Source organism: Edaphobacter bradus (assembly GCF_025685645.1).
GTDB classification, from domain to species: domain Bacteria; phylum Acidobacteriota; class Terriglobia; order Terriglobales; family Acidobacteriaceae; genus Edaphobacter; species Edaphobacter bradus.
The window spans coordinates 567649-581218 of the sequence record NZ_JAGSYF010000001.1 but is presented as its reverse complement, the minus strand read 5'-3'; the positions used below and the strand labels follow the sequence as shown (position 1 = coordinate 581218).

Below are 13570 nucleotides of genomic sequence, written 5' to 3'. Positions count from 1 at the left end.
CGCCCCTTGAGCGAAGCCGAAGCGGCGGAACCTTTAACTGTCTTTTCCAAGTGAGTCACGTTCCGTCTTTTCTACCGCAAAATCTTCAGAAAGTCTCTTGCTACCTCTTCGACCGTCCTTCCGTCAACGAGGAGAGCGCTGATCACCGCCACTGAATCGGCCCCAGCCTCAATCACGCTCGGCGCATTCTGCATCGTGATGCCGCCGATCGCCACCAGGGGACGCTTCGTCAAGGCCCGCGCGCGCCGCACCCCCTCAAGCCCTACCACCGGCTCGGCATCCGCCTTGGTGCCCGTCGCAAAGACGGGACCAATCGCGATGTAGTCCGCGCACGCGGCCTCAGCCGCGCTTACCTGCTCGTCGTTATGCGTGGAGCAACCGACGATCCCCCCCTGCACAAGCTGCTCCCTGACTTTCTCGACCGACGTATCTCCCTGCCCTACGTGTACTGCGTTCCAATCCGCGAGCATCGCCAGCACCGGATCGTCGTTCAGCACCAGAAGGCAATCCACTCCCAGGAAGACATCCGCGATGATCCTCGCATTGCGCAGAATGTGCGCCGGCCCGCCCGCCTTGTCGCGATACTGCAGCAGCCTCACGCCGGCGTCCCGCAGTTCTTCGGCGAAATGGCTCACCTCAAGCCCGCGACCAGTCAGCGTCCCCGCATCCATGATCGGATACAGCCGGGGCAGCTTCAGACTCCGCGTTGAGCCCGTTCCTTTCGCAGCCTTTGCCACACCGCTCCCTTCGCGACGGTATCCATGCCTGGACGGTCAGCTACTGGCTCTCCTTCTGCTTCTCAAGAAAGCGCTCCATGAACTTCGTGTCGAATCTGCCCGCGCGGAACTCCTCATCGGCAAAGATTCGCTGGTGCATCGGAATCGAGGTATGAATCCCCTGCACCACAAACTGGCTCAAGGCCCGCTGCATCCGGTTCATCGCCTCTTCGCGATCCTTACCATGACAGATGAGCTTCGCGATCATCGAGTCGTAGTACGGCGGAACCACGCCTTCAGCATACTGCGCCGTATCCACGCGAACGCCATTGCCTCCCGGAACATTGAACACCGAAATCTTGCCCGCGCTCGGAGTGAACTTCTCCGGATGCTCCGCATTGATTCGGCACTCGATCGCGTGGCCCCGAATCTCCACCGGACCCGGAACGATCGAGCTCAGCTTCTCGCCCGCCGCAATCCGAAGCTGTGCCTTCACCAGGTCGATACCCGTCACCATCTCGGTCACGCAATGCTCCACCTGGATGCGCGTGTTCATCTCGATGAAGTAGATCTTCCCGTCCTCATCCATCAGGAACTCGATCGTGCCCGCGTTCCAGTAGCCGATATTTTCCAGCGACTTCTTAATCGTCTTGCCCAGTTCCTCGCGCAGCTTCGGGGTCACCTGCAGGCTCGGAGCCTCCTCGATCAGCTTCTGGTGCCGCCGCTGAATCGAGCACTCGCGCTCCCCGAGCGAGAGCACATTCCCATGCTCATCAGCCAGCACCTGGAATTCGATGTGCCGTGGCCGCTCGATGAACTTCTCCATGTACAGATCGCCATTGCCGAACGCGGCCGCCGCCTCGGTCGACGCCTGGTTGAACAGCCCGGGAAGTTCTTCCGGACTGCGACAGATGCGCATGCCGCGCCCACCGCCTCCGGCCACCGCCTTCAGAATCACCGGGTAACCGACCTCCTTGGCCCACTCCAGCGCCTCGCCCTCGTTCGCGATCACGCCATCCGACCCCGGCAGGATCGGCACCTTGGCCTTCTTCATCGTCTGCCGCGCTGTGGACTTCTCGCCCATCATCCGCGTCACCTCTGGAGGAGGCCCGATGAACTTGATGTTAGACGCCCGGCAGACCTCGGCGAAGTTCGCGTTCTCGCTCAGCAGACCATAGCCCGGATGAATCGCATCCACATCCGCTATCTCCGCGGCCGAGATCACCGCCGGAACATTCAGATAGCTCTCCGCACTCCGCGGGGGCCCGATGCAGATCGCCTCATCGGCAAACTTCACATGCAGCGAGTTTCTGTCCGCCTCGCTGTATACCGCAACCGTGCGGATGCCCAGCTCCTTGCACGCGCTGATAACGCGCAGCGCGATCTCCCCACGGTTTGCAATCAAAACCTTTCGAAACATAGATAGAACCAGATGCCTTCCGTTGAATCTTCTCTAACGAATCGTCAATAACTCATTACCGGGGTTTGATCGCAAACAACGGCGCCCCGTACTCCACCGGCTGCCCGCTGGTCGCGATCCGCTTCACGATTTCGCCGGCGACATCGGCCTCGATCTCGTTCATCAACTTCATCGCCTCAACAATGCAGAGCACCTGGCCCACCTCGACCTGATCGCCTACCTGCACAAACGGCGGGGCCCCAGGAGCCGGCGACTCATAGAACGTCCCGACAATCGGCGACTTCACCTCGTGCAGCCCCGCACCCGCCGCAGCTTCAGTAGCCGCCGCCGGCGCCCCAGCGGCAACCGCTGCCGCAGGCGCCGCCGCCGCGTGAGCCACCGGAGCCGAAGCCATCAGCCGGCTCAACTGCGCCAGATCCACTCCTCTCGGCGCTGCAAGCGCAGGATCACCCGCAAACTTGATCCTCACCTTCAGGTCAGCCTGCTCCATGTCGAACTCGGCGATATCGTTCGCCTTCAGGAATTCAACCAGCTCGCGAAGTTCATTCAACTTATTTGCGTCCATCATCTCTCCTGTGCCTGTCACGGCACTTCTTTTTGCTTACAGCTCAATCCAGGCCTTCACGCTTGGCGTCAAGATCTCGCCACCGGCCTCCGTTACCAGCACCATATCCTCGATGCGGACCCCGAACCTCCCCGGCATATACACACCCGGTTCGATCGTGATCACCATGCCCGGCTCGAGCGCCTGCGTCTGCTTCGCCGCAAGCTTCGGACCCTCATGAATCTCTAACCCCACGCCGTGACCGGTCGAGTGGGTGAAGTACTTGTCCAATCCGGCCCTCCGCAGCACGCTTCGCGCCGCTTCATCGACATCGCCGGTGGTCACGCCCGGAGCCACAGCTGCCACCGCAGCCTCCTGCGCTTCCAGAACCGCATCATACACGTCCCTCTCGCCTTCGAGCGCCTTGCCAAAATGCACGGTCCGTGTCATATCGCTCATGTAGCCGTCCAGAACCACGCCAAAATCCATGGTCACAAAGCCCTGCTTCGGCAGCTTCGCCTTCGAGGCCCGTCCGTGTGGCAGCGCGCTGCGCTCTCCGCTGGCGACGATCGTCTCAAACGACATCGCCTCGGCCCCGGAGAGGCGCGCTGCGTGCTCCAGCTCTGCGGCGGCTTCAATCTCCGTCAGCCCCGGCCGCAGGAGCTCCAGCATCCGGTCGAACAACCCGCAGCCCAGATTCGCCGCAGCTCGCAGCCGCACAATCTCGTCTGCGTCCTTTACCTCACGCAGTCTTGTTATGAGCGACCCCACCGGCGCAAACAGCCCCCGCCGCACCTTCCCCGAGACCGCCTTGCGCATCGACTCAAGCGCCGCAACGGTCGTATTCGCCGCGTCAAAGCCACACCGCTTTACCCCGGCGGCCTCAATCCACTCGCACGCCGCTGGCAGCACAGGCTTCTTCGCAATCACCACCCGTGTCCCCGCCGCCTCAGCCTTCGCCTGCGCGGTGTACCTGCCGTCGGTGAACAGCACAGCCCGTTCACCCGCCAGCACTAAGGCCGCATTCGAGCCTGTAAATCCCGATAAATACCGCACATCCGGCAGATGGGTAACCAGCAATCCATCCACCCCCGCGGCCTTTGCTGCCGCTGCCACTTTTCTCTTCCTTATGCTGAAACTCATCTCTCTGATTCTACTCAACTCCAACCGCGTAATCTGGCCTCGCATCACTGCGACCCGGTATCATGAAGTATGCCCGGTTCCCGAGGCGACAATCGGTCGCTCTTCTCGCGTCGTCAGTTCATCCTCGGCTCCGGCGTCGCCGCGGCAGGCATGGTGCTGTACTCGGGCGAGATCGCCCGCCACGAGTTGGACACTGTTCGCCAGACGATCCCCATCGCCAATCTTCCCGCCCCATTCCACGACTTCCGAATCGTCCAGCTCAGCGACATCCACCTTGACGAGTTCACCGAGCCCTTCTTCCTCGAGCGCGTCGTCAAACACATCAACGCTCTCAAACCCGACCTCGTCCTCCTCACCGGAGACTTCATCACCCGGGGCTCACTCACCTTCCTCAGCTCCCGCCACGCTGCCCACCGCTGCGCCGAGATCCTCAGCACCCTTACCGCCCCCCAGGTCTACGCCGTTCTCGGCAACCACGACGTCGCTGTGGACGCCTCCCTCGTCATCGGCGCTCTCGGCAGCTTCCGTATCCCTGTCCTCGTCAACCAGCACGTCCCTATTGAGCGCAACGATGCCCGTCTCTGGCTCTGCGGAGCCGAAGACCCCGGCACGAGCCACCCCGATCTCGATCTCACTGTTCCCGCGAAGCCCGACGGCCCCGTCATCCTCATGGCCCATGAGCCCGACTACGCCGACACAGTCGTCGAGCACCCGCGCGGCCCGCTCGTCGATCTCATGCTCGCCGGACACTCCCACGGCGGCCAGATCCGTCTCCCCTTCGCCGGTGCGCTTATCCTTCCACCTATGGGCCAGAAGTACGTCGAGGGCCACTTCCGCTTCAACCAGATGCAGCTCTACGTCAACCGCGGCCTCGGCACCGTAGGTCTGCCCTTCCGCCTCAACTGCCCACCCGAAGTCACAGTCCTCACCCTGCAACCGGCCTGAACATTCTCTAAGCCTGATGTCTGCGGAAGCATTTAGGAGAATGATCGTCAACGACGCCCGTAGCCTGCATCCACGCGTGGACGATCACGGGCCCGACAAACTTGAATCCTCTCTTCTTCAAGGCCTTCGACATCTCCTCCGAGAGCGGCGTCTTCGCATGAACGATACCCGTTTTGTTCCGAATCGGTTTTCCACCCGCCATGCCCCACACAAAAACCGAGAAGTCCTCGCCCTCATCCCGCATCTTCAGGTAGGCGCGAGCCCCGCCGATGGTAGCCTCGATCTTCGCTCGCGACCGAACAATCCCGGAATCGGCCAGAAGCCGCTTCACATCGGCCTCGCTCATTCGGGCAACAGCTTCAGGGTCGAATCCGTGAAACGCCTCACGAAAGGCCTCACGCTTACGCAGGATCGTCAACCAGGACAAGCCCGCCTGAAATCCATCCAGCATCAGCTTCTCCCATAGGGAACGGCTGTCGTACTCGGGAACTCCCCATTCTTCGTCGTGATACGACCGGAGCAGCGGATCACTCTCCGCCCAGGAGCAACGAATAATCACTTTCATGATTCATTTGATTCGGCCGAGCCCATACGGCATCAACTAAATCGTTCAGCGAGCCCGTCCAGCCGGCTTCTTCTGCTTCGGGGCCACCACCGCCGGAGCCTGTGGCTTCACTCCACTCTTCTCATCCATCCACGCGTCCAGCAGCGACTTCTTGAACCGCCAGCGGTTCCCCAGCTTGAACGCCGGGATGAATCCCTCCGACGCATAGCGGTACAGCGTATCGCCGCTGATGCCCAGATACTCCGACGCCTGCCGGATATCCATCACCTCGCGAGCTGCAGCCTGCGTCATGCCAGCCATCGGAATGATCTCCTGATCCAAAGAAAGAAACGGGCGAAAAACCGGGAAGAGCCTACCAAACCCGGCACACTCTTTGTATTCCCTTTTCTCCGCCCGTTCAATAGGAAATCTAGGCTATTTACCAGTAAATAACTGATAACCAACCGCTAAACATAGCTCACGAAGCGCTCTTCGGAGGCTGCAGGCTGGCCATCACGTCCAGGAGATCCTGCCCGACGGTCCGGGTTTTCGCAATCGCATCGGCCAATGGAATATCCGAGATCTCCGTCCCCTTCAGCACCACCAGCCTCCCAAACTTCCCCTCGTGAACAAGATCGATTGCCTTCACGCCATACCTCGAAGCCAGCACCCTGTCGTAAGCCGAAGGCGTCCCGCCACGCTGGGTATGCCCCAGATTCACGCTGCGCGTCTCAAACTTGGTCCGCTTCTCGATCTCCTCGGCCAGAGCCTGCCCGATCCCGCTCAACCGCACGTGGCCGAACGAGTCCACGCTCTTCCCCTGGGTCGCCTGCTCGCCCTCGGGAAACATCGCTCCCTCGGCCACTACGACGATTCCGAACTTCTTCCCGTGATCGTGCCGATACTTCAGCAGCCGGCAGACCTCTTCGATGTCGATCGGAACCTCTGGAACCAGAATCGCATCAGCCCCTCCCGCAATCCCAGCCGTAATCGAAATCCATCCCGCGTCGCGGCCCATCACCTCGCACACCAGCACGCGGTTGTGCGCTTCCGCGGTCGAGTGCAGCCGGTCCACAGCCTCGGTCGCAATCGTCACAGCCGTATCAAACCCGAAGCAGGCATCCGTGCCGCTCAAGTCGTTATCGATCGTCTTCGGAACTCCGACGCACTTCACCCCCTTTTCGCTCAGCGCAAGGCTGATCGACTGCGTATCGTCACCGCCCAGCGCAATCAGCGCATCCAGCTTGTGCCTGCCGATCACCTCAAGACACTTCTCAAGGCCGCCCGGGATCTTCTTCACGTTCGTCCGCGAAGACCGCAGAATCGTCCCACCCTTCTGCAGAATTCCCGACGTCGTCTCCAGCGTCAGCGGCATGGTCACATCGTCGATAACCCCGCGCCAGCCCTCCATGAACCCGACAAACTCATCCCTGTAGTGATAGATTCCCTTGCGAACCACGGCGCGAATGACCGCATTCAATCCCGGGCAATCGCCGCCGCCAGTCAATATTCCGATGCGCATTCCTGTCTCCTTTGCACGACGGCAGAATCATACCCCACACTCCATCTTCCACCCTCGGCGTTGCCTCGCATTGCCTGCTATTTCTATTTCCCACGCTCTGGTCCCTGCATTACCGCCACCAATCCGACCTCACTTCAACCCCTTTCACGACCTCCGTCGGATACCCCGGCTCCGGAGCCCAGAGCCTGACACTCTTCTCATTCGCCAACTCCAACATCCGCTCAATCGGCTGCCGCCACGAATGCATTGCCAGATCGAACAACCCCCAGTGGATCGGCATCATCAGCCCCTTGCCTCCCAGCGCCTCAAACGCCCGCACCGCGTTGTCCGGCCCCAGATGGATCGCCTCCCACAGCTCGTTGAACGCCCCGATCTCCAACATCGTCAGGTCAAATGGCCCATACGCTACCCCGATCTCCTTAAACCCCGGCCACCATCCTGAGTCGGCGCCGAAATAGATTTTGTGCGTCGGACCCTTCAGCACAAACGACGACCACAGCGTCTCGAACCGGTTGAACATGCTCCGCCCCGAGAAGTGCCGTGAAGGCACAGCGGTAATCTCCAGCGACGTGTCGCCTACACACTCGGTCCAGTCGAGCTCCGTGATCCGCTTTCGCTTCACCCCATACTGCTCCAGAATCTCGCCCACCCCCAGGGACGTCACCCACTCCGTCTCTTTCATCGACACCATTCCCGCCAGCGTCCTAATCGTCGACTCGCCCAGGTGGTCGTAGTGATCGTGCGAGACCAGCACGACATCAATTTGCGGCAGTTCCTCCAGCTTCAGGGGTGCCGCAAAGAACCGCTTCGGTCCTGCCCACCGCACCGGACTTGCCCTCTCGTCCCACACCGGGTCAATCAGCACCCGAACCCCATCGATCTCCACCAGCAGCGACGAGTGTCCTATCCACGTCACACGGAGCCCGCTCTCCGGCACCGTGTCATACTTCGCAACATCCGTTCGGAACGGCCCCAGCTGCCGCCTCGGAGTCTTCTCTTCCTTGCTGCTTAGGTAGAGAGGAAGCACCTTAAAGATCGTGCTCCACTCGCCCACTGTCGTTGGGACGGGATTCAGAAACCTCCGCCCCTCCCGCTCGGCGCGCCGCAGCATCGTTCCCGCTTGCTCAAGCTCCGAAGCCGCCGTTGGCCCCATCCCTCACCTCCGCGTCACGGCAGATGCGTGCCACGGGCAAATGATAAATGGATCGGTCAACGGCGGCTGAGCAACTCCCGCGAGCTCCTCCGCCGGCTCGCGCAGCCTTACGCCTCGAACCCCTCCCGCCTGGCGTCATCCGCGTCCTCTGCCAAGTCGACTATCAGCGCGAAGAACTCCTTCGACTGCCCAATAAACAGCCCATCTGCCGACAGCGCCTTCACGGCCCCCATCGCAGCTCCCTTCGTCTCGGTCGGCCGAATGATTGAGCATACCGGGAACTTAGTCTTATTCAAAAACACTGTTGGCTCGGGCATGATCAGGTTCGTCTGCAGGTCTTCGTTACCCTTAAATTTGCTGAGGTCCGGGAAATCCACCGTCTTCCCGCTCACCGGGTCGAGCACACCTGTCAGCGGAGGCGAATTTCCCGCCTTGTCGTGCCAGGTCTGGAAGTGCGCCGTCTCCGTCGGCCCGATACTCAGCAGAATACGCAGCACCTCCGGCGAACTCACACGCTGCGCTAGCGACGGATACAGGCTCGTCCCGCCCTGCTCAATAAAGGCAAAGTGAAAGCCGGCAGTATTGGCGATGAATTGCGTCAGATCGGTGACGCCGTTCGGCGAGGAGGCGTCCAGTTGCGCTTCGCTGTCATTTCTCGGAATGGCAGTGTGCTTGCCCGTTCCGATCACGCCGATTGCGTTAGGAAACGAATCGCCGAAATCAGGATTTTGGGTGCGGCTGCGATATCTGGTCCACCACGACGTGTCAACTGTCAGCTCCATCAGGTTTGTGAGCCGCCCAATTTGCTGCGCGCCGGTGGCCTTGCTGCTGGGCAATGTGCGGAATTGATCGAGATTCACAGTGTCCGCGCCCTTTGATTTGAGGAACGCATTGATGAACGCAGCATGGCTGAATTCATCCTCCGTATTGTCGTGAATGTACTGAGGCATGTCCCCATCAAGATTCATGAGGGCTTTGATGTAAGCAGGGTTTCCGCCTGTGAGCCCTGTGATTTGTGGCGGTTCATTCGTCTGATCGCCACCGAGTTCCGCGTACTGCGACCACAGATCGGTTTCAAGGATCTCTGCGGCAGCCAGAAACCGCAGGATGGCAGCATCTCCCCGGCTCAGACTTCCGCTTTTCTCCTCCTGGCCCGCAAGCAGCGCGGCAGGTGCCAGCGCTCCTGCCGCCCCGACGACTCCCATCCCCTTCAGGAAGGATCGGCGCGCCACCCTCCCCTGCACCTCCGTTGTCTTACCTTGACGCGTTGACGATACGCCTGTAGCTGCGTGCTGTTCACTTCTCATGACTGACTCCATTCGGTTGATGTTGCGTTGGCATCGAGTTTCGGAGATAGGCCCGATTTACAAACCAAACGCTACGCCGCGGCGGCCGCCGCATGTGTCATGGGCACGAAATACTATTGTCAAAACATTTCATTGTCAAAGATGTGTAAAGACACTGCCCCGCAAAGCAATGCCCATTCACGTCTTACTTGTTCCCACATAATCGCAAACAAGCAGAGTACGATCGTCATCCTGCCTGACCGACCATCGCTCTACGGCGGCAAGAATCAGGTCCGCAATCTCTGCCGGACTCATCCCCGCGCTCTCTCGTACAAGCGAGCACAGCCGCACCGGGCCAAACTGCTCCTCACGCCCGTCCTCTGCCTCGACGATCCCGTCGGTGTACAGCACCAGCCGATCGCCGGGAGCCAGTGGATGCACTACGCTCGAATAGCTTGCCGAATCGAACGCCGCCAGCATCAGCCCGTTCTCGACAACCTCCCTTACCTCACCATCGCGCAACAGCAGCAGAGGAGGATGCGCCGCAGCTGCGTACCGCAACTCCCCGGCGCGCGCATCAAGATACACATACGCCGCTGTTACAAACTGACTTTGCGTATTACCGCAAAGCGTCGCATTCATGCCAGTCAGCAACTGTGCCGGATTCGCGGCGTTAGCTCTCTGCGAGGTCGCCGCCATCTTCACCATTGACGCGATCAGCGCCGCCGGTACACCATGACCCGAAACATCGGCGATTAGAAGCCCTGCCTCAGTCTCATCCGTAACCACAAAATCGTAAAAATCGCCGGCCACTGATGTCATAGGAACATAACGCGCCGCCACTTTAAAATTCGGTGAGTAAGGAAACGCCTGCGGCATAATCGAGAGCTGAATGCTCCAAGCTACCTCAAGCTCTTTCTGGATCTCGCCCAGTTCCTGCTCCTGCTGAATCGTCCTGCGCGCAGCCACATACCCGAGCGTCCCCAGGAAGAGCGCAAAACCATACGGTTCAAGCCTCGATGCAACCCATAAACGTCCCGCGATATTGTCCCAGAGTGCTAGGCACACAAAGATCACCAGACCGCGACGCACAATCACGAAATCTCTATCCGCCTTATGCCGTATTGACCAGACCAGAAGCATCAGCAATCCCGCGACGATCACTATGTTGTTAACATCCTGGAATATCTGCCGTGGTCCGTACACTAACGTTCCCACCACCAGGCAAGCCATCACTGATGTCATCGCGAACGCGATCTGCTTCCCCCACCGTCCGATAAAGCCGGCCGCTTGAAAAAAGAAAAATGCCGGAACAGCCACGACGAAACTCATTGTGGCTCGCAAATCAAGAAAGAGCTTCGAATGCGGAACAATCAATGCCAGCAATCCGGACCACAGCCACAGCCTGTTTCCATAGAGCAACGCAAATACCGCTAGCCAAAGCAATAGAGCGTCCGCCTTGCGCCGGATCACGCAAAGAGCTGCCGCGATGATACTCACCGTCACAAAGGCTGCTCCAAGAAACAGGATCGCCTCATCACGATGAAAAATATGCAGCACCTGGCTGGCCGTCATCTGCGGATCAGTCGCACTCATGCGACACGATGCTACATCATGCGCCTCTCCGCGCCAGACTATCCCCTCGTCAGCGTCACCTCATCGGCATAGAAGGCGCCGATCTCCCTCGCGTACCGCTCTCCCACCACGCGCCGCTTCAACTTCATGCTCGGAGTCAGCGTGCCATCCTCCACGCTCCACTCCTCCGGCACAATGTGTATCCGCTTGATGCTCTCAAAGTGCGCCAGGCCCGCGTTCACCTTGTCCACAATCTCCTGATACGCCTTTACCACCCGCGCATCCTTCACCAGCGCCTCGCGGTCGTCCGTGGCAATCCCCTGCCCCCTTGCCCATCCTTCCAGCGCCGCAAAGTTTGGAGAGATCAGCACACTGGCAAACTTGTGCTTATCTCCCACCATCGCCGCCTGCCCGATCATCACATTCGCCTTCAGCTTATTTTCGATGGGCTGTGGCGCAATAAACTTCCCGCCGCTCGTCTTCAGCAGCTCCTTCTTCCTGTCCGTAATCGAGATAAACCCATCGGCATCCACGTGCCCGATGTCGCCCGTCTTGAACCATCCATCGACCGTGAAGGTCTCCCTCGTCACATCGTCCTTCTTCCAGTACCCCACAAAGATGGATGGCCCCTTCACCTCCAGTTCGCCATCCTCGGCAAACCGGCACTGAACATTCGGCAGCGCCTTGCCCACTGTGCCGATCCTGTGCGCGTCCGGATAGTTCAGGGCGATCACCGGAGAGGTCTCCGTCAGCCCATAGCCCTCAAAGATTCGGACCCCCACATCTGCAAACCATCCCGCCGTATCCATCCCCAACGGCGCCCCGCCCGAGATGAACACCTTCACCTTTCCCCCAAATGCCTCGCGAATCTTCCCAAACACCAGCTTGCTCGCCAGCTTCCAGGCCAGACCGCCCGGTTCCTTGCCAGTCAGCGTCTCCGCACGGTGGTCCTTGCCCACACCCAGCGCCCACTGCAGAACCCGCGACTTCACCGGCGACGACACCGACTTCCCCTCCACTGCCTGCCGGATCTTCTCGTACACCCGCGGCACCGCCACAAAGATCGTCGGCTTCACCGCCTTCATCGCCTCGGGCAGCCGGTCGAACTTCGAGCAGTACGCCAGCCTAACTGACTGGCACAAGAGCGCATAGTCCAGGTGCCGCGCTGTTACATGCGACAGCGGCAGAAAAGAGATGCAGCTATCCCGGTCATCAAACCCCAAAGGCCCGGTCGAATAGTTCACGTTGCTCGCCAGATTCCCATGCGTCAGCATCACGCCCTTCGGCTCGCCCGTCGTGCCCGAAGTGTAGATGATCGTCGCCAGGTCCACCGCTTGAGGCGCCCTCACCATCGCATCGAACTCCGAGTCGCGTTGCTGCTTCTCCGCCGCCTTCTCCATCAGCCTGCCGAAGCTCTTCGCCCCGCTGAACTCCCCGGCATCCATCACAACTACGTGTTCCAGCTCCGGCAGTTCGCCCGCCGCGATGACCTTCTCATACATCTCGCGCGAAGAGACTACCGCCACCTTCGCCCCCGAGTCCTTCAGCATGTACCCAATCTGCTCTGGCGTCAGCGTCGGATACAGCGGCACATCCACCCCGCCAATCCCGAGCACTGCGAAGTCCGTCACCTGCCACTCCCACCTGTTCTCTGCAAGAATCGCCACCCGGTCACCCTTGCCCACTCCCCATTCGCGTAGCACATCGGCCAGAGCCCGCACCCTGCCATACAAGTCTGTGGAAGAGATCGTCTGCCACTGCCCAGCGGCGTCCTGCCCCATCATCACTGTCTGGTCGCCGCGTCCCGTAGCCCGCACCAGAACATCATTCACCGTCTGCAGATCGAACATGCCTCACCCTTCATCCTTGCGCCAGAAACACCAAGTCATCTCGACGGAGGCAACGCTTTGCCGCCGCAGAGGAGAGTCTCTGAATTTTGCTCGAAGTAACACGACCTCTGAAGGAGGCCAGGCAACTCCCTAAACACCAATCCCGTTTAGCAGCACATCGATCACCTGCGCCGCCGTTGCCTTCGAATCATAGACCCGCCCTGTAAATACCGCTGAGCTCAGCAGCTCATCGATTGCTCCAAACATGCAGTGCGCCACCACGCCGTCGGAAACGTCGCGCCGGAAGATTCCGTCCTGCTGCCCCCTCCTCACCACTTCACGTACCAGTTGGATGTACCGCACCAGATGATGGTGCGAAAACTCGGCGATGAACTTCGCGCTCTGCCGGATCTCCGTCTGCATCAGGATCGCCATGTTCCGGTTCAGCGAATGGCTCTCCAGGTGCACCTGCGCGATGTACTCCAACTGCTCTCTCGGCCCTGTCAGCGTCTTGAACTGCTCGTCAACCTGCCTGTGAAAGCGGTCGAACGTCGCATCGATGGCGGTCCGCAACACATCGTCCTTGCTCTTGAAGTAGAGATAGATGGTTCCGTCGGCCACTCCTGCCCGCTTGGCGATCGCACTCACCGGCGAGTTAAAGTACCCTCGCTCGGCGATCACGTCCACCGCCGCATCCAGGATGCGCTGATACTTCTCGCTCCCCGGCCCGGTCGCCGGCACCTTTGCGTCTTTTGCCACCGTTGTCATCGTTGTTCGCTTCAGTTCGGGCCCCGCAAATCGGAAGTCTCCGTAAAATCTCCAGCCACGCCACTCTAATGAAACGACCCGGCTTTGCCAAGAATGAATTGCTATTCACTTCTTCTGCATCTTTA

13 protein-coding genes are annotated in these 13570 nt (G+C 60.0%); 1 reads left to right on the top strand and 12 read right to left on the bottom strand.

The window, feature by feature from the left end; translation table 11 throughout:
- Nucleotides 1-71: 71 nt before the first annotated feature.
- Genes thiE through OHL16_RS02400 form a run of 4 tightly spaced genes read right to left on the bottom strand, consistent with a single transcriptional unit; the run spans nucleotide 72 to nucleotide 3823 of the window.
- Nucleotides 72-737, bottom strand: coding sequence for a thiamine phosphate synthase (gene thiE / locus OHL16_RS02415; RefSeq protein ID WP_263365474.1), 666 nt, complete (start codon nucleotides 735-737; stop codon nucleotides 72-74).
- A gap of 40 nt (nucleotides 738-777) precedes the next feature.
- Nucleotides 778-2136 (bottom strand): acetyl-CoA carboxylase biotin carboxylase subunit, encoded by a 1359-nt coding sequence (gene accC, locus OHL16_RS02410; protein WP_263365473.1) that lies wholly within the window; start codon nucleotides 2134-2136, stop codon nucleotides 778-780.
- Nucleotides 2137-2191: 55 nt separating this feature from the next.
- Nucleotides 2192-2701: an acetyl-CoA carboxylase biotin carboxyl carrier protein gene (gene accB, locus OHL16_RS02405; protein ID WP_263366217.1), complete on the bottom strand. Its 510-nt coding sequence runs from the start codon at nucleotides 2699-2701 to the stop codon at nucleotides 2192-2194.
- Nucleotides 2702-2737: 36 nt separating this feature from the next.
- Nucleotides 2738-3823, bottom strand: a complete 1086-nt coding sequence (locus tag OHL16_RS02400; protein ID WP_263365472.1) for a M24 family metallopeptidase — start codon at nucleotides 3821-3823, stop codon at nucleotides 2738-2740.
- Nucleotides 3824-3892: 69 nt separating this feature from the next.
- Here OHL16_RS02400 and OHL16_RS02395 point away from each other — a divergent pair, with 69 nt between their 5' ends.
- A complete protein-coding gene (locus OHL16_RS02395; RefSeq protein WP_263365471.1) occupies nucleotides 3893-4768 on the top strand; it encodes a metallophosphoesterase in 876 nt (291 codons plus the stop codon).
- A 7-nt stretch (nucleotides 4769-4775) separates the two neighbouring features.
- Here OHL16_RS02395 and OHL16_RS02390 read toward each other — a convergent pair whose 3' ends face one another.
- The 8 genes from OHL16_RS02390 to OHL16_RS02355 all read right to left on the bottom strand — a co-directional run bounded on the left by OHL16_RS02390 (nucleotide 4776) and on the right by OHL16_RS02355 (nucleotide 13445).
- On the bottom strand, nucleotides 4776-5333 hold the full coding sequence (locus OHL16_RS02390; protein ID WP_263365470.1) for a DNA-3-methyladenine glycosylase I: 558 nt from the start codon (nucleotides 5331-5333) through the stop codon (nucleotides 4776-4778).
- Nucleotides 5334-5378: 45 nt separating this feature from the next.
- Nucleotides 5379-5633 carry a helix-turn-helix domain-containing protein gene (locus tag OHL16_RS02385; protein WP_263365469.1) on the bottom strand — a complete coding sequence of 85 codons (255 nt, stop codon included), beginning with the start codon at nucleotides 5631-5633 and terminating at the stop codon, nucleotides 5379-5381.
- A 157-nt stretch (nucleotides 5634-5790) separates the two neighbouring features.
- Nucleotides 5791-6834 (bottom strand): 6-phosphofructokinase, encoded by a 1044-nt coding sequence (locus OHL16_RS02380; protein WP_263365468.1) that lies wholly within the window; start codon nucleotides 6832-6834, stop codon nucleotides 5791-5793.
- Between the two features lie 109 nt (nucleotides 6835-6943).
- The gene (locus OHL16_RS02375) at nucleotides 6944-7987 is read right to left on the bottom strand and encodes an MBL fold metallo-hydrolase (protein WP_263365467.1); all 1044 of its coding nucleotides are present in this window, start codon (nucleotides 7985-7987) and stop codon (nucleotides 6944-6946) included.
- 107 nt (nucleotides 7988-8094) lie between these two features.
- A complete protein-coding gene (locus OHL16_RS02370) occupies nucleotides 8095-9219 on the bottom strand; it encodes a ferritin-like domain-containing protein (RefSeq protein WP_263365466.1) in 1125 nt (374 codons plus the stop codon).
- Between the two features lie 252 nt (nucleotides 9220-9471).
- Entirely contained in the window at nucleotides 9472-10848 is a 1377-nt protein-coding gene (locus tag OHL16_RS02365; RefSeq protein ID WP_263365465.1) for a PP2C family protein-serine/threonine phosphatase, read from the bottom strand.
- Nucleotides 10849-10907: 59 nt separating this feature from the next.
- Entirely contained in the window at nucleotides 10908-12698 is a 1791-nt protein-coding gene (locus OHL16_RS02360; RefSeq protein ID WP_263365464.1) for an AMP-dependent synthetase/ligase, read from the bottom strand.
- A gap of 129 nt (nucleotides 12699-12827) precedes the next feature.
- Nucleotides 12828-13445 carry a TetR/AcrR family transcriptional regulator gene (locus tag OHL16_RS02355; protein ID WP_263365463.1) on the bottom strand — a complete coding sequence of 206 codons (618 nt, stop codon included), beginning with the start codon at nucleotides 13443-13445 and terminating at the stop codon, nucleotides 12828-12830.
- Nucleotides 13446-13570: the final 125 nt, after the last annotated feature.